17 protein-coding genes are annotated in these 19,001 nt (G+C 54.1%); 3 read left to right on the plus strand and 14 right to left on the minus strand.

All coding sequences use genetic code 11. The features are described from left to right. Positions 1-60 precede the first annotated feature (60 nt). The 6 genes from ACE99V_RS14255 to ACE99V_RS14280 form a co-directional block, all read right to left on the minus strand. Positions 61-843 (minus strand): enoyl-CoA hydratase/isomerase family protein, encoded by a 783-nt coding sequence (locus tag ACE99V_RS14255; RefSeq protein WP_400491822.1) that lies wholly within the window; start codon positions 841-843, stop codon positions 61-63. 41 nt (positions 844-884) lie between these two features. Next, a complete protein-coding gene (locus ACE99V_RS14260) occupies positions 885-1,352 on the minus strand; it encodes a PaaI family thioesterase (RefSeq protein WP_400491824.1) in 468 nt (155 codons plus the stop codon). An 81-nt stretch (positions 1,353-1,433) separates the two neighbouring features. Then, positions 1,434-1,622: a PNPOx family protein gene (locus ACE99V_RS14265; protein ID WP_400491826.1), complete on the minus strand. Its 189-nt coding sequence runs from the start codon at positions 1,620-1,622 to the stop codon at positions 1,434-1,436. Positions 1,623-1,755: 133 nt separating this feature from the next. Then, positions 1,756-2,184 carry a small multi-drug export protein gene (locus tag ACE99V_RS14270; RefSeq protein ID WP_400491828.1) on the minus strand — a complete coding sequence of 143 codons (429 nt, stop codon included), beginning with the start codon at positions 2,182-2,184 and terminating at the stop codon, positions 1,756-1,758. A 76-nt stretch (positions 2,185-2,260) separates the two neighbouring features. Then, positions 2,261-3,244 (minus strand): ABC transporter permease, encoded by a 984-nt coding sequence (locus ACE99V_RS14275; RefSeq protein WP_400491854.1) that lies wholly within the window; start codon positions 3,242-3,244, stop codon positions 2,261-2,263. A gap of 1 nt (position 3,245) precedes the next feature. After that, complete coding sequence (locus tag ACE99V_RS14280) at positions 3,246-4,181, minus strand: ABC transporter ATP-binding protein (RefSeq protein WP_400491830.1); 936 nt, start codon at positions 4,179-4,181, stop codon at positions 3,246-3,248. Positions 4,182-4,292: 111 nt separating this feature from the next. Between ACE99V_RS14280 and ACE99V_RS14285 the strand changes: the two genes are divergently transcribed. Then, positions 4,293-5,084: a GDSL-type esterase/lipase family protein gene (locus ACE99V_RS14285; RefSeq protein WP_400491832.1), complete on the plus strand. Its 792-nt coding sequence runs from the start codon at positions 4,293-4,295 to the stop codon at positions 5,082-5,084. Here the strand turns inward: ACE99V_RS14285 and ACE99V_RS14290 are convergent. From ACE99V_RS14290 to ACE99V_RS14305, 4 genes are all read right to left on the minus strand, one after another. Continuing rightward, the gene (locus ACE99V_RS14290; RefSeq protein ID WP_400491834.1) at positions 5,076-6,311 is read right to left on the minus strand and encodes an MDR family MFS transporter; all 1,236 of its coding nucleotides are present in this window, start codon (positions 6,309-6,311) and stop codon (positions 5,076-5,078) included. The genes ACE99V_RS14285 and ACE99V_RS14290 overlap by 9 nt on opposite strands. A 160-nt stretch (positions 6,312-6,471) precedes the next feature. After that, a complete protein-coding gene (locus ACE99V_RS14295) occupies positions 6,472-7,368 on the minus strand; it encodes an NAD-dependent epimerase/dehydratase family protein (RefSeq protein ID WP_400491836.1) in 897 nt (298 codons plus the stop codon). Positions 7,369-7,544: 176 nt separating this feature from the next. Then, entirely contained in the window at positions 7,545-8,384 is an 840-nt protein-coding gene (locus ACE99V_RS14300) for a YtnP family quorum-quenching lactonase (RefSeq protein ID WP_420998573.1), read from the minus strand. Between the two features lie 52 nt (positions 8,385-8,436). Further along, a complete protein-coding gene (locus ACE99V_RS14305) occupies positions 8,437-8,733 on the minus strand; it encodes a hypothetical protein (protein ID WP_400491857.1) in 297 nt (98 codons plus the stop codon). Between the two features lie 285 nt (positions 8,734-9,018). On the opposite strand from ACE99V_RS14305, the gene ACE99V_RS14310 reads away from it, so the two are divergent. Continuing rightward, positions 9,019-13,272 carry a GGDEF domain-containing protein gene (locus ACE99V_RS14310; RefSeq protein WP_400491838.1) on the plus strand — a complete coding sequence of 1,418 codons (4,254 nt, stop codon included), beginning with the start codon at positions 9,019-9,021 and terminating at the stop codon, positions 13,270-13,272. Positions 13,273-13,326: 54 nt separating this feature from the next. Here the strand turns inward: ACE99V_RS14310 and ACE99V_RS14315 are convergent, their stop codons facing one another. Further along, positions 13,327-14,364, minus strand: a complete 1,038-nt coding sequence (locus ACE99V_RS14315) for a homoserine dehydrogenase (protein ID WP_400491840.1) — start codon at positions 14,362-14,364, stop codon at positions 13,327-13,329. A 34-nt stretch (positions 14,365-14,398) separates the two neighbouring features. Next, on the minus strand, positions 14,399-16,402 hold the full coding sequence (locus tag ACE99V_RS14320; RefSeq protein WP_400491842.1) for an FAD-dependent oxidoreductase: 2,004 nt from the start codon (positions 16,400-16,402) through the stop codon (positions 14,399-14,401). A 207-nt stretch (positions 16,403-16,609) separates the two neighbouring features. Here ACE99V_RS14320 and ACE99V_RS14325 point away from each other — a divergent pair, with 207 nt between their 5' ends. Beyond that, a complete protein-coding gene (locus tag ACE99V_RS14325; protein WP_400491844.1) occupies positions 16,610-17,455 on the plus strand; it encodes an NAD(P)-dependent oxidoreductase in 846 nt (281 codons plus the stop codon). 6 nt (positions 17,456-17,461) lie between these two features. Here ACE99V_RS14325 and ACE99V_RS14330 read toward each other — a convergent pair whose 3' ends face one another. Next, positions 17,462-17,929, minus strand: a complete 468-nt coding sequence (locus tag ACE99V_RS14330; RefSeq protein ID WP_400491846.1) for a hypothetical protein — start codon at positions 17,927-17,929, stop codon at positions 17,462-17,464. 96 nt (positions 17,930-18,025) lie between these two features. Beyond that, positions 18,026-18,337 (minus strand): hypothetical protein, encoded by a 312-nt coding sequence (locus ACE99V_RS14335; RefSeq protein WP_400491848.1) that lies wholly within the window; start codon positions 18,335-18,337, stop codon positions 18,026-18,028. Positions 18,338-19,001: the final 664 nt, after the last annotated feature.

The raw sequence follows: 19,001 nt of genomic DNA on the forward strand, positions 1-19,001 counted from the left end.
TAACACAAGAAAAACCGGGGAACGTCCCGGTTTTTTGTATTGGAACTGCTCGCATGACAGCTATCCTTTAAAGTTCGGAGTTCTCTTCTCGAGAAATGCGGTAATCCCCTCGATGCCTTCTCTCGTCTGCGCCATTTTCGCAATGGTCTGACTTTCATTCTCCATCTGCGTTTCCAGAGTTTGATTCCACCCGCTGTGAAGCAGGCGTTTGGCAGCACCTATCGCGGTCTTCGCTCCGTTCGTCAGTTGGGAGGCCAACTCGTCTGTCTGGGAAAGCAGTTCGCTGTCAGGCACAACCCTTGTCACGATCCCCATCTCGTGCGCCTCAACGGCGGAAAGCACCCGGTTGGTCAAGGTAAGCTCAAGGGCCCGCTTCCATCCGACGATACGGGGCAAATAATAGCTGGCAGATATATCCGGGGTCAGTCCGGCTTTGGTGTAGGCCATGGTAAAGCGTGACGAATCGGAGGCGATCACAAAATCGCAGGCAATCGCCAAACTCATGCCGCCGCCCGCAGCCACGCCATTAACGGCAGCGATTACCGGAGCATCCATCCGTGCAAAACGGGAAACGGCGGCATTGAGATAGGTGGTGACTTCCTTTATGTAATTCCCGATCGAGGTTCCTTGCTCGGCAAAGCTCTTTAAATCACCGCCAACACTAAAAACTCCGCCTGCCCCTGTTATCACCACGGCCCGTATTTCAGGCGAATCACATTCGATAGAGGCATGCATCAAATCTTTAGCCAAATCAAGATTGATCGCGTTGGCCGCTTTTGGACGATTCAGCGTGAGGGTGGCGACATGATCCTTCACTTCAAAAGAAAGAGTGGAAAAGCTCATACGTAAGACCTCCTCATGATTCATTGACATCCCGCGAGTATCTATCCCGGTACCATTCCAGGGCGACCTTGAAGCATGATCAAGGTTGCCAGCATGGTGGCCACAAGCTTCGGCTCGCCTTCTCCTATGGAAAAGACCTCCCCTGAACAGACGGTAATGGTTTGACCCGGTTTCAGCACTTTCCCTCTTGCCAAAAATCGCTCTCCCTTCGCTGGTGAAAGAAGGTTTACCTTGAATTCAACCGAAAGGACCGAGGCGTCGGGCGGCATCAAACTTAATGCCGCAAAGCCGCAAGCATTGTCAACGATGGTCGTAACCATCCCGGCATGCAGGAAACCATGCTGCTGGGTAAGATCGCTGCGAAACGGAAGTTCAATTTCTACTTCCCCCGGTTCCACCTTGACCAACTCCGCCCCGATTAGATTCATCGCCGCTTGTCGGGCAAAACTCGTTTCAACACGGCTGTGAAAATCAGGGTTCTTTGGGATAAATCTGTGTTTTTGCTCCATCCTACCTCCCTCTCCCACTCAATCGACCGAACGCTCGATCAGTATTGTGTTTCAAATTCCCTTTCTATTCTAACTATACAATCAATAGAGCCGTTTTGTATAGCTTTCCTGCAGCTGCTCCGCCACTTTCTCTGGATTGACGCCGTCAACCACCATGACAAATCCCGGCGCATCCCCCCTCGGCGATGCGTCGCACAGGCCGGCTTCATCAGCGGTGGCCAGCAGCAAAAAAGGCGATTTCTCAATAAACGCGCGCACATGCTGATCCAAAAATGGGATCACTTTGTGAGAAGCAATCTGGCTCGGTTCACCGAGAAGCGAGCGCAGCTCTTCCTGTGAAGAAATCACGTCTTGGATGGGACCGATTTGACTTATACGATCACACCTTTTCTATATAAATCCCTCATGGGACAAAACTGAGTATCCCCACTGCCACTGCCGCTGTCAGTATGATGCTCCACACAACGATTCCGATCGTCATCCAGAACATCAGTTTGCCCGGCTTGGCCCCCAGTGACACACCGATGGCAGCACCGAGAGGCGCACCCGTAAGCAGCGGTGAAAGGAAGCCCAGTCCGATGACGCCGTACTTGTCCCAGATGCGGCTCATGCGGCTTTGTTTGCTGCTCTTCTTTACCATGCGCTTGATCAGCCAGGCACGCAGAGAACCGCCCAAGTAAATCACAATCCCGGCACTGAGGATGGAACCGACGGCGCTCAATACACAGGTGACCACGGCAGACAAGCCGAGAGCGAAGCCAAGCGGAATGGCGGCCCACAGCTCCAGCATGCTCACCCCTGCAACGGAAGCCCATTTTAATGCGATCTCCATTGGTTTTCACCCACTCCTCATATCTTTCTCGTTTGGAATACGAATGAGAAGATTAATGGTTACAGCCTCATCTCCCTCACGATGTCACGTCTCGCCGAATGAATACGATGTAGGCGACAACAAGTGCGGCCAGCGCCCAGACGGACAGGATCGCAAGTGAAAACGGCAGAGTCATTCCCTTAATCGGCGGAAGCGTTCCCGCCAGGTAGTCGGTAAGCTGCAGGTTGACGACGAACAGGTACTTGGACGACTCCCAGGAGGAAGCCATCTGGGTGAGAATGGTCCCGCTGATCAAGGCCGCCATCATGATCCCCATCCCTGCCGCGGCGCTCCGCACCAGAACCGAGACCATAAACGTGATGGTGCCTACCACAACGCAGACAAACCAGCCCAGCCCGTACTGCATGAACAGATACTGCCACAGCGGCACCATGAATACCTGGGAGGTATCCAGTTCGCTACCCTCTACGATGAATCCGGTCAGGACCGGCATGTCCCAGCCACTGTAGCCAAACACCACACCGGAAATGAGATAAGCGAGTACCAGTGTCATCAGCACGGTCAAGGAAATGAACAGCAACAGTGTCAGGTACTTGCTGGTCAACACCTTCCAACGGCGGACCGGCCGGGTCAACAGCAGCTTGATCGTCCCTTCGCTGAACTCGGCTGAGACCAAATCGACGGCAAGCACGACGATGATCATCGGCAAAAAGAGCGACACCGCCTGATCCATGAAGCCGCGGGCGAAGGTAGGCGCCCCCGGTGCCATCGGGTTGATGTCGTGATCCAGGTAGTACTGCTGCTGCTGCACGCGGATCTTTAAAAACTCCCGCCACTCATCCGGCAGGCGGCTGGAAGCGAGGCGGTTTTGCGTATCGACAATCTGCTGCTGCAAAAGGGCCCGCCAATCGGTCGTACCCAGCCGCTCCTGTGCCGTCAGAACGGATTTGTATTGGGCATAGGTAAAAATGGGAATAAGGATCGCCAAAATCAGCAGCACGACCAGAAAACGGCGGCGCCGCAGGAGTTTCATGGTCTCGTTTTGTACCAGGGCAATCATGCTATGTCCCACTCCGGTCACCTCCTTCGGTCAACGTAAGGAACAAGTCTTCCAGTGTCACCGTCTTACGGGCGATTCCAAGTACCGGGATATTGGCCCGGACCAACGCCCGGTTCGCATCGCCAACCCGCTCGACGTCCATTCGGCACTTCAGCCGATCCTCGGCTGTTTGCCAGACATCCACTACATACGGCTGATGGTTGAGTACGTCCATCCCGGCAGCGATATGAGAAGCAGGCAGCGTCCACTCCACCTGATCGGCAAACTGCTCCATCAGCTCCTGCACGAGTCCCACGGAAATGACCCGACCCTTGTTGATGATCGCCACCCGGTCGCACATCATTTCGATTTCACTTAACAGGTGGCTGGAGATGAACACAGCCAGTCCTTCCTCTTCCGCCAGCCGCCGGATGAACTGGCGCAGCTCGCGAATGCCTGCGGGATCCAGTCCGTTGGTCGGTTCGTCCAAAATCAACAGGCTGGGGTTGTGCAGCAGCGCTTGTGCAATGCCGAGACGCTGTCTCATCCCCAGTGAGTAGGTTTTTACCTTTTCGTCGATGGCGTGGGACAAATCCACAAACCGGACGATCTCCTCGATTCGTTCCGCGGAAATACCGCCGCTCATCCTGGCGAAATGCTCCAGATTTTCCCGCCCCGTCATGAACTTGTACAGTTCGGGATTCTCTACGATGCAGCCCACGCGGGCGATGGCGCGGGGAAAATCGTCCTGCAGGGAAACGCCTCCGATGCGGATGCTTCCGCCGTCCGCCGAAGCCAGGCCGACCAGCATGCGGATGGTCGTCGTTTTGCCCGCGCCGTTGGGCCCCAGAAAGCCGAAAACTTCTCCGGCAAACACGTCAAATGTAATATCGTGAATAATCGGTTTTCCTCCGATTGCCTTTTTCAATCCGTTTACAGACAGGACTACCTCTGCCAACCCTCTCTCACCTTTCGTCAGACAGCATGTTCGTGGTACACTACCAGATGATGTAACAAAAATGATTATACCATGAATTCCCATCCTTCTACGAATCTGGAGGTGTGCGCGATGCGCTTTTCCGGACTGCTCCTCTGGCGAACCACCGGCTTGCTGGCGCTCATTTCCTTTCTTCTGTTCGCCGGCGGTTTCGTCTTTGCCGTTGATCCGCAGCAACTTTCTCCCCGTAAGCCGTTGCCCGAGGAACGAAAGGCGGAAGAACGCGGTGTCCCTCTGCCCGCCGACGGCAAATGGAACGTCGTGACACTGGGGGACTCCCTGACGCGAGGCGTGGGTGACGCCAACGGCCAGGGCTATGTGGGACTCGTACGGGAGGCTTTGGAAAAACAAACCGGTCAACCGAGCGTGCTTACCAATTTGGCTATCAGCGGGCTGCAGTCGCCGGGTCTCCTGGAGCAACTGTCACAGACTCAGGTCAAAAGGCAGCTTGCAGAAGCCAACCTGATCCTGTTCACCATCGGCGGCAACGATTTGTTTCACCAAAGCGGCGGCGTTTACACCATTGACCAAAAAAAATTGGCCGAGGCAACCATGACGTTGTCGGCCAATTTTGAGCAGATTTTGCAACGCATCCGGGCGCTGAATCCGAAAGCGACGATTGTCTACACGGCTCTGTACAATCCTTTCGGAGATACGGAAGCGGCTGTCGACACGATCAAACCGGTGCTGGAGTGGAACAGCACAGCGTCGGAGATTGCCGCCAAATACCGCGGCGTCATCGTAGTCCCGACGTATGACCTGTTTTTCCAAAAGGAAAAAACGTATCTTTACACCGATCATTTTCACCCCAATAGCGAAGGGTACGCCCGCATCGCGGAGCGGGTCATGCAGGCGCTACAGTGAATTGACCCGCGCCACGTTGATCGACTTGCCCGTACGCACCTGGTAGGCGCGCTGCCCGGCCCAGTGGAAAGCGCTGCTGATCAGCGAGGTCGCCGCTACTGTGGCAAACAGGATCGATCCGCTGTAGCTGGCCAACAGGATTCCGCCCATCCACGGTCCGATGAATTGCCCGAGGCTGCTGAAGCTTTTTGCACCGTAATAGGTGCCGCGCATTTCTTCCGGGGCCAACCGGTCAATCAACACATCGGACGACGTAAAGGTCAGGATCTCACCGAAGGTAAAAATCACCATGGCAACGATGAACATCGCCCACGAGTTGGCAAACGCATAGCCAAGATCGCCGAGTGCGTACATGACGTTCCCTACGACGATTGCGTAGAGGGGCGTCTTTTTTTCCGCCCATCTTGTGAGCGGCATCTGCATCAGCACCACCACGACGGCGTTGACACTCATCAGGATGGCGAACAGTTTCACACCGTCTGGAACCGTCAGCTCTACGAATTTGGCCAGCGTGGTGGACATCTGGGAGTACCCGATCGCCCCCAGTACGCCAGCCAGGATGTAGTATCGGAACGCAGAGTCGTGTACAACCACGTCCAGTGCGCGTTTAAAGCTGACGTGCTCTTTTTTCTGCCCCTCGATCTGCTTGATGCCGAAGTGATTCAGCATCACCTGCAGGCTGATCACGTAGAGCAAATAGATGACTGCGGTCATGACAAACGGCAGAGTCGCAGACTGCATGGCGAGCGCTGCACCGATCACAGGGCCAACCGCGACGCCGACGTTGATTGCCGTGTAGCGAAGCCCAAAGACGCGGTAACGCTTTTCCGGCGGCGTTACGTCTGCCATCAGCGCTTGCGATACCGGCTCGTAAACCGAGCGGCAAAGTCCGCTTAAAATGTTAAGGAACAGGAAAAACAACGGGCTTTTACCGAAGGCAAAGCCGAGAAATACGAATGTCCAGACGTAGAGGGCACCAACCATAACCCGTCGGCGGCCGATCATGTCGGACAGCGTTCCTCCGAAAAATCCCCCTACCGTACCGGCCAGTGAACCGGCTCCAATCATCAATCCGATCGTCGCCAGGTCCATGTCAGTATGGTTGGAAAGATAAAGGAATAAAAACGGCATGCTCATGGAACTGGCGGCGCGAACGAACACGGTGCCGACGACAAGTGAGTGGACGATCGGGTGATACTCTTGCAAAAACGCTTTGACCCTATCCATTTCTCTCTTCTCCCTCGAACTGATCTGCTTGCTCGCAATGTCAGAACAGTTTCAGTAAGTTTTTCTCATTCTAATGAGTGTCAGGAGGTTCGTCAATCGCTGCCGGCGCAATTTCATTATCGAAATTTTCAATGGGTTTCCGCAAAAAACGGATAACCTGCTAGTTGCCATTCGAAACGTAGCTTTTCAGAAGCCCCGGCAGCCACGCCATCAAGCGGCTTGCCTGGAAGCCGGCAGCCGCAATCTTCGACGAATCAAGCGACCATGAACCTGGCATCGCATAGGGTGACTGATGCTGCGGTTCTGCCGCTTGGGCCGCGACGATCGCCTGTTTGCCAACCACATCCTCAATCAGGGCAATCAACTCTCCCATTGTCAGGTCTCCCAGTGAAGAAGCATTCACCGGACCGACATATGTACGGTCAGCCAGCCAGCTGAGCGTTCTGCCGGCGTCTTCCGAGGAGATAAAGCCGATCGAATGATCAGGGTTGCCCACTCCCATCTCCAGGCCCTTTTCCACATGCTCAACGTGAAACCGCAGGCGGTTGGTAAAATCATCCGGACCAATCACGATGGGAAACCGTACAGCAACCACCGGAAAGTCTGCCCGTTGGAACAACAAGGCCTCCGCCGTCCGTTTTGCTTCCTGATATCCCATCAAGCCGGGGTATTCACGGCGAGTGCCGATCTTGTCGGTCGGGTAGCGATAAGGATCGAAATCGGCTTCCACTTTGCGACGGCCAAAATCGTACACGGCCATCGTGGATGTGAAGATGTAGCGGCCTGCCTTGCCTTTGAGAATCTCCAGCGTATCCAGCGCTTCGCTGGGTGAATAGCACGTCTGGTCGTAGACCACGTCCCACTGTTTACCGTCAAAAGCGGCTTCCAATGTCTCACGGTGCTCCCGGTCAATGATCAATCGATTGACGCGGTCACCAAAAGGATCAGGTGTTCTCCCCCTGGTGGCGATGGTAACGTCCATTCCGGCTCCCAGCAAATTTTCGACGAGCCGCTTGCCAAAGAACTGCGTGCCTCCCATGATCAGCGCCGATTTCATCTTCCTCATCCTTTCTGACAGATCATTTTTTTCATTTAAAATAATTTTATAGAAATTGATAGTAACACAAATATTTTGGAAAAGAAAGGGAGGGTTGGAATCAGCGCGGGCGTCGGGACCAACGGACGAAATTCGCCAAAAAAAAGACACAGTTCCCTGTGTCATTTTGTTTCCTATCAGGAAATTTCCAGCTTGTCAACCGTTTCCCCCTGCTCGTTCCACTTGATCGCCCTGTAGAGGGCGTCGTGGTAAAAGGTAAACCATGCTCCTTCACGAATCCCCTGCTTGATCCAGTGTTCCTTGGCAAAAATGGACGTCATCGGATAGTCGTCATACGCCATCACCCACAGCGAGTTTTGATGGGCGTGGGTTGGAAGGATGTCTCCCAGATGGAGCACCACCTCTCCTTCGCTCTCCATCCGCACGATGGCATGTCCCTGGCTGTGTCCTCCAGTGTGATGGAGAGAAATACCGGGAACGACCTCCAGATGCTCTCCGAAGGTTTTCACCTGATGCTCGATGGGACGCCAGTTTTCCTCCCAGTACGTGTTGCGGGAGCGGATATTGGGTTCCCTCATCTCTGCCCATTCCAGTTCCTGCACGTATATGACTGCATGGGGGAACGTTGAGGTGTGCTCTCCATTTTCAACGGAAACGAGACCATTCCCGTGGTCATAGTGCATGTGCGTCATCAGGACGATGTCGATATCTGCCGGGGACAAACCGAGGCTTGTCAATGATTCCGGCACCTGCGACTCCTCGACCAGGCCGAAGTTGCGCTTCTGCTTGTCCGTCAGGCGATTGACGCCGATGCCTGACTCGATCAGGATGTTTTTGCCGTGGGCTTGAACGAGAATCGGATCTGCCCGCAGCGGGATCTGGTTCTGCTCGTTGTTGGGATAGCGCTTGCTCCACAGCGGCTTGGGCACAACTCCGAACATCGCGCCTCCGTCCAGTTGTGTGAGGCCGCCGCGCAGCCATGTCAGAACAAACTCTCCTGCCTGCATTCGATTCAATGGCACTGTGTAAACCTCCTTATAAAAGAAGAGCACCCGCCTTGAGGGTGCTCTACTGTTTTTCCGCTACACTTACCTTGCGGGTCGACGGCGATATTTCCAGCACTATGTCACTGGACACCGCTTGCACCGTCAAATCGGAATCCAAGCGTCTATGGGTAAGCAAAAGCTGAGCTTCTTTTTCACTCTCACGGTAGATGCTGATGAGCGTTTGCACCGGATTGGCGCTGCCTCCGGCGATGACCTTGAATCCCGGGGCAATCGTAAAGGTCCACCCTTCAACCTCTACTACATCGTCAACACAGTATAGGAATTGGCGTTTTCCCAACAAGATTCCATTTTGATTCATCAAGGCGGATGCCCCCAATCCACTCGAATTATACAGCGTTCTTCTATTTTGCATAAATATCCGTTCAAAAGAAAGAGTTTCGACAAAAGATCTGTTGAAATGACAAAATGTTTCACCTCCCTTTCTGTGAGCTAGGTCTAGTATATCATGAACAAGAATGTATGTTCTGATTATTGAGAAAAAAATTGCCATTCATCTTCCATCTACTCTGTTGAGGAAGGGGAATTCTGTCGTACAATGTAATAAACTAGTAACGAATATCCATCTGAAGCGGGGTCACCCTCTATGAAAGAATCGACGTTGGCACAACCAGCACGCCGTCTGATGACGGTTGAAAACGATCGCAATGATGGACACATGAGGTTTCATGATACCGTGTGGCAGTACTTCCAACAGCGGCAGCTGACTGAGCGCCTCTTGCATTGGACAAAATCCGCTCGCGGCAAATGGTTCCGCCTTCCAGTCGACTGGAGCGATGCAAACGGCGAGCTGCACGTGACACTGCCGCCTCTTCCCGAGGGGTACCGGCCGTTATCTGAATGGCCGAGAAAAACCGGCCAGCATCCTCAGATCCTGCTGTTCATCAGCTCACTTTGTGACGCGCTTGCTGTCCTGCACCAAAACCGATTTCACATGGGCTTCCTGATTCCGGAGCAGATCTATTATCATCCGGAAACGATGGAGGTCCTGCTTGACATACAACCGTATCCTTCCGCATTCCCTTTCGTAAAGCATGCCTTGACGGAGTATCCCTTTTCGTTTCTTTCCCGCTATGCCCGCCAGCACAACATGCCGCGTACGGCCGATTTCTGTGCAATCGGCCTTCTGCTTGCCTGGCTGACGGACGAACGCGAGATGAGCGAGTTCTTGCGCTGGCTCACCAACCGTCTGGTGGAAGCACCGGAGAGCTTCTTGTTTGCCGAAGAGATTGGAAGCCTGGCGCGGGCGGAAGCCGGACTCCCGTCAACCGAATCGCCTACGGCGCCGGCAGCAGATGCTTCCCTTTTGCATCCTTCGTCGCCTCCCCTCACCCAATGCCAACAAAACCAGCTGCGTGCCTTCCTGCGCTCCGAAGGGGAACGGTTGATCGGAATCATATGTGAAGACGAAATGACTCGTCTGGACGTGTACATGCAGCATTTTAATGAGGTGATGGAGAGCGACTTCTTCTTCACGATCTCCTGCAGAAACCTGCCCTACGGCACCATCCGCGAATTGATCGAGCGTACGACTCTTAGCGCCTTCCGTTTCTTCGGACGCGACAAGGCTTTCCTGATCACCCTTACACGCAAGCTAGACCGGATTTTCCAGCAACATTACGTCGGGGACGACATCGTTCATTCGCTGTCCGAGTGGCTGTTTCAATTCTACTCGGCGCTTACGCCGATGATGGAATGGCAGCATTTCTACTATGCCTTTGAAGGCTGTGAACACTTCGACGAAGACTCCCAGCGCGTTCTGATGCGTTTCTGGGAAAAGTACAGCAGCCGTATCACCGGACTGTTCGCCATCTTCAGCGGCAAGGAAAAACCGGGCCTGATCCCGGGATTCAGCCTGCGCTTCCTTTCGGTGGGAAAAAAGGAGCCGCACATGTATCGGAGGGTCCTGCTTTCACAATTGGGCAGGGCTGAATCCGAGCTGTTGGACCGCCTGGCCAACTGGCTGACGGAACAACAGACGGAGTTCAACTACTGCCGCCTGCTTTTGGAAAAGCTGATTGAAACCGGGCAGATCGTGCTAAAGCGGGAAGGCTGGCGATGCGCGGATCACTTTGAATGGGATCAAGAGCAGCTGTCCATACGGAAACTCCTGTCGGAACGGCTCGCTCAATTGTCCGAAAAGGAACTGGATCTGCTGCGCACACTTTCCTGTCTGCCGATGCCGGTACGAGCCGGAGACATCTTTCACAAAAACGAATTGGATATGGGTGAGCTGAATCACACCTTGTCCCGTTTGTTGCAGCTGGGACTTTTGCCCGTCTACCATCCCAACTGCATCTATGTACCGGTTGAAGTTTCACGCCTGACGATATACGAGCTGCCGCTTGAAACACAGACCCGTTATTTTCAACGGGCGCTTCAGCTGCAGCGCAATTACCGCCCTGGCACCCTTCCGCCGCAGATCGAGCTGGCCCATTTGGCCAAAGACAAGCGGATGGAGTACGAGCTGCTGATTCGTTACTACCGGCAGATCCGCCTTCTCTTGACACTGGAGCGGCGAAAAGTGATTCTTCAGAACCTGAAACAACTGCAGCAAGCACTGGGTCGGCACCGTGTATGCTGCTGGGACCGTCTGTTGGTTCAGGTGTACATCCGTCTCAATCAGTTCGAGCAGGCGGAAAAGCTGTCTTATTCGCTCTACCAGCGAACAGGCGCACTGCAGGACCGTTTCGCCTGGATACGAGTTCTGCTGTTTACCAATCAGACGGACGTCACAGCGCTGAAGCAGGAGTTGTCCGGGTTCGTGTCGGACAAGCACCTCCCGCTGGCAGACCGGGCCAGAGCCGCCCATCTCCTCGCGTATGTAGATTTCTTTACGCCGCTGCACCAGGAAGGAGCCGGAATCATCGACGACTTTTACCGTCATGAGCTTTATCCCCAGCGGGAACAGATCTCCATCCGGCTGTTCGCGGAGTTGACGATCATGTACACGACGATTTTGTTCCAGTACTTTCCGGAATTGAGCGAGTGGGCCTCCGCCCTGCGCAAAAAGCTGGAGTCGATGCTGGAGTCGTCCTGCCATCACGACCTGATGATCGAGCTGTACAACAGCTACTGCTTCGACAACAACGTACACGTCGCCCTCACCTACACGAAGCGGCAGTTGGAGATGGCCAAGCGGTACGGTTTTACCACAAAACAGCAGATCAGCCATTTGAACGGAATGGAACTCTCACTGTACCATGGCGATTTGGACGGCTATGCCTACCACATGGAAAACGTTTCTCTCGTCGACGAGATTAAACGGGCCGACCTGCTGGAACAGTACTACACCCATCAACTGATGTTCGCCTGCGAATGGAAGCGGGACGAATTATTCCGCCAGCTGGAAGAGCAGATCTTTACCAAGGATCTGGGTGACTGGTCGTTTTCCCTCTGGGAAAACTACAGCCGCTATTTGTCCTTTCGCCGGGGGAGACCGATGCCTCCGCCGCTCGTCTGGCAAAAGGAAACGGATTTATCCGTGTTCATCGACGCCTTGTATCAGGCGGAAAAAGGAGAGTTCGCCGAGGCGTGTCGCCTGTTCCAGCGCAGCATTGAGCTAAACGGTTTCCGCATCGTCGCCGGCTGGGCCTATCGGGAGATGATCCAGATCTTGCTAAAGTCAGGTTCGGAAGAAGCGGAGCACTGGCTGAAAGAGTTTGAGAAATATATGAAAGAGAACAGCTACGATCTGTTTTGGCCGGACTATTACCGCGCTTCTGCGGCATGGTGGCTTAAGCAGGGAAATTTGCAGCAAGCCATGCTGTACATGCGCCGGGCGGCAAACGGCTACCAGCTCATTGAAAAAGAAGAGGAATACCAACAGGTTCTGCGGGATTTGGAGAGTGTCGTGCAGCCCCGCTTCCTGACAGAAAACCCGTTGCTGTTGAAGGAGCCGTTCGTGCAGCAGTTATTGGCGGAGAGGGCCCAATTGCTGGAACAGTCACTCGATCTGCAAATCATCATTCAGCTTAGCGAACGAGTCACGGAGACCCTGGAGCTGACCCGAACCATTCAGCGACTGGTTTACGCCCTGTTCGAGTACTTCCCGATCTCTCATCTCTCCATCGACTACAACTTGTTTTACAGCAGGAAAAAGGTGCACTATTCTGTCTCCGGCATCCTGTCCCAAGAAGAGCTGGCTCGTTTTCTGGCCCGGCAAGAATGTGAGCAAAAGTACGTCGTTCCGCTCTATCACCAGAACGGACAGGCGATCGTGCTGGAAGTCTATTCGGGCGCCTTGAGCGAAACGAAGGAACAGCATATGGAGCAATTCCTCTCCTTCATCAAACCGCATATAGCCAATGCGCTGTTGTACATGGAAATGATGATTGACAACCTGACAGGCTTTTATCAACGCCGCTACTTTATGAACGCGCTGGCGAAAGAACTGGAACTGGCGAAGAGGTACGATCTCGACCTCTCCCTGATCATGCTGGACATCGACAACTTCCGAAAAGTGAACGAATACGGCCATCAGGAGGGCGACCGTGTCCTGCGGGAGCTTGCCGATATGATCAGAGGCACGCTCCGCAAAAACGACATCCCCGGACGGTTTGGCGGCGAAGAGATGCTGTTAATTCTGCCGAAAACGGACGGGAAAGCGGCTCTGCGGCTAGCCGAACGGCTGCGTCTTTCAATCGAGGAGGAGTTTGCTGACAACCGGCCCTACCGCCTCACCGTAAGCGTCGGTGTTTCCACTCTGAACCGCTCCCATACGAAGACCAGCGAGGAACTGATCCGCCTGGCCGACGATGCTGAAATCACCGCCAAAACAACGGGGAAAAACCGGGTGGTGGCTGCCTGGGAAGAAACAAGCGGACCACCCCCGTCCTGACAAAAAAGAAACCTGGAAGGCGTAATGCGTCGCCTGCCAGGTTTTTGCCTTTTTTCAGTGAAACCTCCGCTCGAGGATGTGCTCCAGGTCCTTCAGTGCGGCTGCCGCTGCAGCCCGCGGATCAGATTTGCCTCCCACCACCAGCAGTTCCCCCATGACGTCCGTACGCACCTGTACCGCCTTGGTCGCCCCTTTTACCTGGGCGAACGGATGGTCAAACGGGTACAGCACCACGTTCACTTCTGCTGCAATTTGCCCGGTTTGACGCAAAATGCGGCCGACCAATTTGGGGACGAGTCCTTGTCTTCGCCACTCCTCCATCTGCTCACCCGTCAGGCCGCTGATTCCGGTCCGCTTTATTTCGCTGAGGGACATTTCTGCTCCGAACGCAGCGTTGGCCAAAATGGTCAGCTTGCAAGCCGTGTCCCATCCTTCGACGTCAAATGCGGGATCCGGTTCCGCGATCCCGCGGTTTTGCGCCTCGCGCAGCGCCAGTTCGTAGGGGAGCCCCTCCTCCCACATGGCCGTGAGGATAAAGTTGGTTGTGCCGGTGAAAATACCGGTCATCTCCGCCACTTCGCAGCCAGCCAGGTTGTATTGAATCAGGTCGACGGTAGGCAGGGCAGCGGCAGTGGCTCCACTGATCTTCAAGAAGGCGCGCTGTTTGCGGGACAGTCTCGCCAAACCGGGGTAATCGAGCACAAGCGCTCCTTTGGACAGGGTGATGGCGTCCATTCCTTGCTCCAGGGCCGTCTTCAGATACAGGTAGCCCGATCCTCCGGTGACAAAATCAGTGGGACCCGCCTCCACCAAGCCGTCGGCATCGCATTGGGAGAGAAAGCGGACCCCCGTATACGCTTCTTCCATGCGAGCGGAAGCAGTCAATCCGCCGTTCGCTTTCGTCAAGGGTAGCAATGTATCCGGCGAGAGTCCGTTCGGGTCGTAGAGTCCGCCGCGGGAGCCGCAGACCGCGACAATCTGCACGTCCGCGCCAAAAAGGGTAGCATAGCGCTCCCGGCGCTGAAACAACAGGTCGGCTACATGCCAGCCGACCGACCCGAATCCGGTAAGAACAAGTTTGTACGGTTTCACAAAACTTCTCCTCTCTCTCCCTGCCGCCATAGGATTATATGGCCCGACCGACCAGCGCTCCCTCAAAAATGGCGCGCTTTGCGTCCAGTTCGCCCGCCTCCTTGGCTCCCCCCACCAGATGAACCGGCAGTCTTCCCTTCAATGATTCGTACAGACGGCTGTTCGATGTGGCTCCGGCAGCGATGATGACGGTATCGGCAGGAATGTGACGTTCTTCTCCCTGTTGCAGGATGGTGATTCCCTCAGGGGTAATTTCTTTATACTCAATTTCCGTCAACATTTCCACACCTTGCTTCTTGAGCATGGCAAGCACCGCCCAGCGTGTCGTCTTGCCCAGTCCCGTTCCCACGTGTTTGCCGCGTCGCAGCATCAGGACTTTGCGGCCGCTCTGCTGCAGCTGATGCAGTCCTTTTGCATCGAGAATGCGGTACTCCAGCAGATAGCGGGCCGTTTCGGACGAAAGCCCTTCATTGTGAACCAGGAGATGGGAAAGATCACACGCAATCCCGCCTGCCCCGACGATTGCCACGCGCCGTCCGACAGTGACCTGTTTTTCAAACACCTGCGCGTAACTTACCACATGCGGCAGATCCATTCCGGGGATGTCGGGCTGGCGCGGCTTCACGCCTGTCGCCACAACCACTTCGTCAAACTGCTCCGCCACCAGTTGATCGGCATCGACCTCCGTTCCCAGACGTACGTCCACACCCAGCTTTTCCAACTGGACACGATAGTAGCGAAGGGTTTCGTTAAATTCCGACTTGCCCGGGACCTGACGGGCAAAATTCAGCTGGCCGCCGATCTGCTGCTGTTTTTCAAAAAGAACAACGGAATGGCCGCGCTCAGCCAGCACTCGAGCCGCCTCCAGTCCGGACGGGCCGGCCCCCACCACAGCCACTTTTTTGCGATCGGAAGCCGGTTGGATGGCCAGTTCCACTTCCCTTCCCACCACCGGGTTAACCAGGCAGGAAGCCGTTTTTCCATCAAAGATGTGATCCAGACAGGCCTGGTTGCAGGCAATACAGGTGTTCACGTCTTCATATCGGCCTTCCAGGCTCTTTTTTACGATTGCCGCGTCGGCCAGGAAAGGTCGAGCCATGGACACCATGTCGCAGCGGCCTTCATGCAGGATCTCATCGGCGTAGCGTACGTCGTTGATCCGGTTGCTCGCAATGACGGGAATCCTGACCGCTCCCTTTACCTGCTGGGCCACCCAGACGTACGAACCGCGCGGCACCATCATGGAGATCGTCGGAACCTGCGACTCATGCCAGCCGATGCCGATATTGAGCGCATTCATCCCGGCCTCTTCAAGCATCCGGGCGAATTGCAGCGTTTCCTCCGGCGTGGAACTGTCCGGAATCAAATCCAGCCCGGACATTCGGAAGATAACGGGATAGTCGGGTCCTACCGCCTGCCGTACCCGCTTGGCTACCTCCACCCCAAACCGGCTGCGCCGTGCGAAGTCGCCTCCCCACTGGTCGTTTCGCTTGTTGGTTACGGGGGAGAGAAACTGGTTGATCAGGTACCCTTCGGAGCCCATGATCTCCACAGCGTCAAAATCCGCCGCTTTGGCCCGAGCAGCACCGTCAGCGAACGCCTGAATGGTGGATTCAATTTCCGCTTCCGTCAGCTCGCGAGGCTTGGTGCGGTTGATCGGGGCCTGCAGCGGAGATGGAGCGACCGGATCAAGCCCAGTCACTTCCTTGTACGCATACCGGCCGGCGTGAAACAGCTGCAGCGCAATCTTGCCGCCCGCTTCGTGAACCATCTCCGGAATGATCCGCAGCTGCTCGACATGCTCATCACGGTAAATATTGCAGTACTGCTCTCCCATTCCGCCCTCGGGACGAACAGCAATACCGCCGGTAACGATCAGCCCGACCTGTCCTTTCGCCCGTTCCGCATAGAACGCGGCGAGCCGCTTCATGCCGCCCTCCAGCTTTTCCAGACCGACGTGCATCGAACCCATCATGATGCGGTTAGGCAGTGTCAGATTCCCTAACCGGATGGGGGTGCGTACATGCTTTAGTTCCATGGAAAATTCCTCCCCATTACGAGTGAATGCTCATTCATTATTCTATTTCATTCTGTATCTTCTGAAAAATTCCTGCCGGTTTCGAATCATTTGCGCTTGTATGCTTTTCCGTTCAGGAATAGACTAAGTTTATCCATATTTTCAATGAAAAGGGGATTCCTATGGAGAAAATCGGATTTATCGGACTGGGAACCATGGGTCTGCCCCATGGTTCGCAACCTTCTGAATGCCGGCTTCTCGGTGACGGTTGTGTCACGTAGCCGCGGACCGATTGAAACGGCTCTCTCGCTGGGCGCCGAAGAAGCGCTGCATCCGTGCGATCTCGCCGAAAAAGCAGACATCATCCTCACCTGTCTGCCGCTCCCGTCTACTATCGAAAAGGTATACTTTGGCGATAACGGGATCCTGCAGGCCGATTTGAACGGCAAACTGGTGATCGACCACAGCACGGTCAGTCCGCTGCTCAACAGACGCACCTACGCGGCCATCAAGGAGAAGGGCGGCTCTTATATGGATGCTCCGCTGAGCGGCGGACCAATGGGCGCCGAAGCCGGTACCCTGGCCATTATGTGCGGCGGCGATCGAGCGGACTACGATCGTGCCCTGCCCGTTTTCGAGGCGATGGGCAAGCACCTGTTCTTCATCGGAGAAATCGGCAGCGGCAGCTTCGTCAAGCTGATGAACAACTACCTGATTGGCGTACATACGGCAGCACTGGCCGAAACCTTCTGCCTGGCGACCAAGGCTGGCGTCGATACGAACATGCTGTATGACGTTCTCGCCGCCAGCACGGGTGAGAGCAAAATGCTCCACCGGATCGTACCGCTCGTTCACAAACGGGATTTCGCCCCTCGCTTCAGCAACGAACTGCTGCACAAAGACATGAAACTGGCGACGGAGTTGGCCGACGCCTACGAAATGGACATGCCGATCAATCGTTTGGCCGAGGAGATGTACGCGATTGCCAAGTCCAAATATCCAAAAGAGGACATGGCTGCTTTGTTTAAAGTGTATGAAGAAGCAAGCGGTGTAGTAGTCCGCACAGAAAAATAGGCGCAGCTAGAGACGAATCAGCTTTCCCAAATCAGCGGCAAATCGCTCCAGCGTCTGGCGAAGCACCTGCTCGTCTTGATTCGCCTTGGGCAGGTCAAGCAGAAAATGATAGTCGAGAATGATACTTGATTCTGCCAGACGGCCGGGCGACAAGTAGCGTTTTTTCTCCGTCAGGGATACTTCCGGGACGATTTTTTGCGACGCTAGCCAGAGTTGGTTGACTTCCTCCTCATCATTCCGGGCAAACTCGATTTCCACTTCCAACTCGAAGGTGTTTTGCTCATCCAGCGGAAACAGGTGAAGGGTGGCGACAGGCTTGTCCAGCTCCTCCTCGGAGGCGGCGAAATATAGCGCCACTTCCCTGGTGCCCTCCTCCTCTTCCAGCAAAGAGCGCTCCGTCCGCAGCACGACGTTGGTAATCACGCCATGCCGGGACAAGAACTCGTCCAGGTGCTGAAGTAGTACGTCCAGCATTTGCATTGTTCCTCCTCTTGTTGCAATTCTTCATATTGAGAAGTATACCTTATCCTGTCGAAAAAGAGAAAAATGGGGCGAAAAAAGCCAACCCCTTCAAGCAGAAGGGGTTGGTGTATTGATATTCTTTTGGTTGAGAAATTCAGACAACCAGGCACGGCGCACTTCTTTATTGGGACAATAGCCGAGGACGTAGCTTTCTCCGCGCATGTACTTTTCCTTGATCCACTCTTTGTGCTTGCGGAAAAAAGCCTGTTGGAAGTCGATCGGCATTTGATGGTATTCTTCCAGGGCAGAAGGGTTCTGGAGAAAGAAATCTTCGTCGTAGATGATTTCTTCGTTTTGCTGGCGGCTAATCAGGTACACGAACACGATCACCAGAAACAGGTTCACTAAAAAGATAGTCATCCATATCCCTCCCAGTCGACATCATAAAATTGTCTGAAGTATCAGTCTTATCAGTATATTATTATCTTATCATGTTTTTGGTGTTTGCAAACCTCCATTTTTCCGGCAAACCCAAAAGTTCATGAACAATAATAAAAGCTTCGATTGAAGCCCTCTCGAAGAAGCTGGTTCTTCGTTAGAGGAAACTTTTTATGCGTTCCGGAAAGTTTATTTCAGGGCGCTTTCACACGGTGAAGCCCTTAAACTTTCCTACACGATAAAAAAAGCTTCGATTGAAGCCCTCTCGAAGAAGCTGGTTCTTCGTTAGAGGAAACTTTTTATGCGTTCCGGAAAGTTTATTTCATAACGCTTTCACACGGTGAAGCCCTTAAACTTTCCTACACGATAAGAAAACCCACCCGGCATGAGCTATCCTCGACCCACTCGGCGTTAGCTAGTTTCCCCTGAAAAATTCCTGGGGTAAGTCAAAAACAAAAGGAATTCAGCTCTCTAAATGGAAGTAGTTGTTGACGAGGCAATACATCCAAAAAGAGGGACTGAATTCCTTTCTTCATAAAGAAATTCAACAGTGCTCCTCGAAAATCCTATTTGAGGTGAGCGATTATGTTAAAACTTCGTAACGAGCAAATCACATTGTGGGATACCCTTCTCCCTGAACCAATCC

The sequence above is a fragment of the Brevibacillus soli genome, assembly GCF_044759095.2.
Taxonomy (GTDB): Bacteria; Bacillota; Bacilli; order Brevibacillales; family Brevibacillaceae; genus JBIYSM02.

Excerpts from the sequence above, each read along its gene's own strand:
- ACE99V_RS14255 (WP_400491822.1), bottom strand. The coding sequence starts at position 843 with ATGAGCTTTTCCACTCTTTCTTTTGAAGTGAAGGATCATGTCGCCACC.
- ACE99V_RS14260 (WP_400491824.1), bottom strand. The coding sequence starts at position 1,352 with ATGGAGCAAAAACACAGATTTATCCCAAAGAACCCTGATTTTCACAGC.
- ACE99V_RS14270 (WP_400491828.1), bottom strand. The coding sequence starts at position 2,184 with ATGGAGATCGCATTAAAATGGGCTTCCGTTGCAGGGGTGAGCATGCTG.
- ACE99V_RS14275 (WP_400491854.1), bottom strand. The coding sequence starts at position 3,244 with ATGATTGCCCTGGTACAAAACGAGACCATGAAACTCCTGCGGCGCCGC.
- ACE99V_RS14285 (WP_400491832.1), top strand. The coding sequence starts at position 4,293 with ATGCGCTTTTCCGGACTGCTCCTCTGGCGAACCACCGGCTTGCTGGCG.
- ACE99V_RS14290 (WP_400491834.1), bottom strand. The coding sequence starts at position 6,311 with ATGGATAGGGTCAAAGCGTTTTTGCAAGAGTATCACCCGATCGTCCAC.
- ACE99V_RS14295 (WP_400491836.1), bottom strand. The coding sequence starts at position 7,368 with ATGAAATCGGCGCTGATCATGGGAGGCACGCAGTTCTTTGGCAAGCGG.
- ACE99V_RS14305 (WP_400491857.1), bottom strand. The coding sequence starts at position 8,733 with ATGAATCAAAATGGAATCTTGTTGGGAAAACGCCAATTCCTATACTGT.
- ACE99V_RS14310 (WP_400491838.1), top strand. The coding sequence starts at position 9,019 with ATGAAAGAATCGACGTTGGCACAACCAGCACGCCGTCTGATGACGGTT.
- ACE99V_RS14320 (WP_400491842.1), bottom strand. The coding sequence starts at position 16,402 with ATGGAACTAAAGCATGTACGCACCCCCATCCGGTTAGGGAATCTGACA.
- ACE99V_RS14325 (WP_400491844.1), top strand. The coding sequence starts at position 16,610 with ATGGTTCGCAACCTTCTGAATGCCGGCTTCTCGGTGACGGTTGTGTCA.
- ACE99V_RS14330 (WP_400491846.1), bottom strand. The coding sequence starts at position 17,929 with ATGCTGGACGTACTACTTCAGCACCTGGACGAGTTCTTGTCCCGGCAT.
- ACE99V_RS14335 (WP_400491848.1), bottom strand. The coding sequence starts at position 18,337 with ATGACTATCTTTTTAGTGAACCTGTTTCTGGTGATCGTGTTCGTGTAC.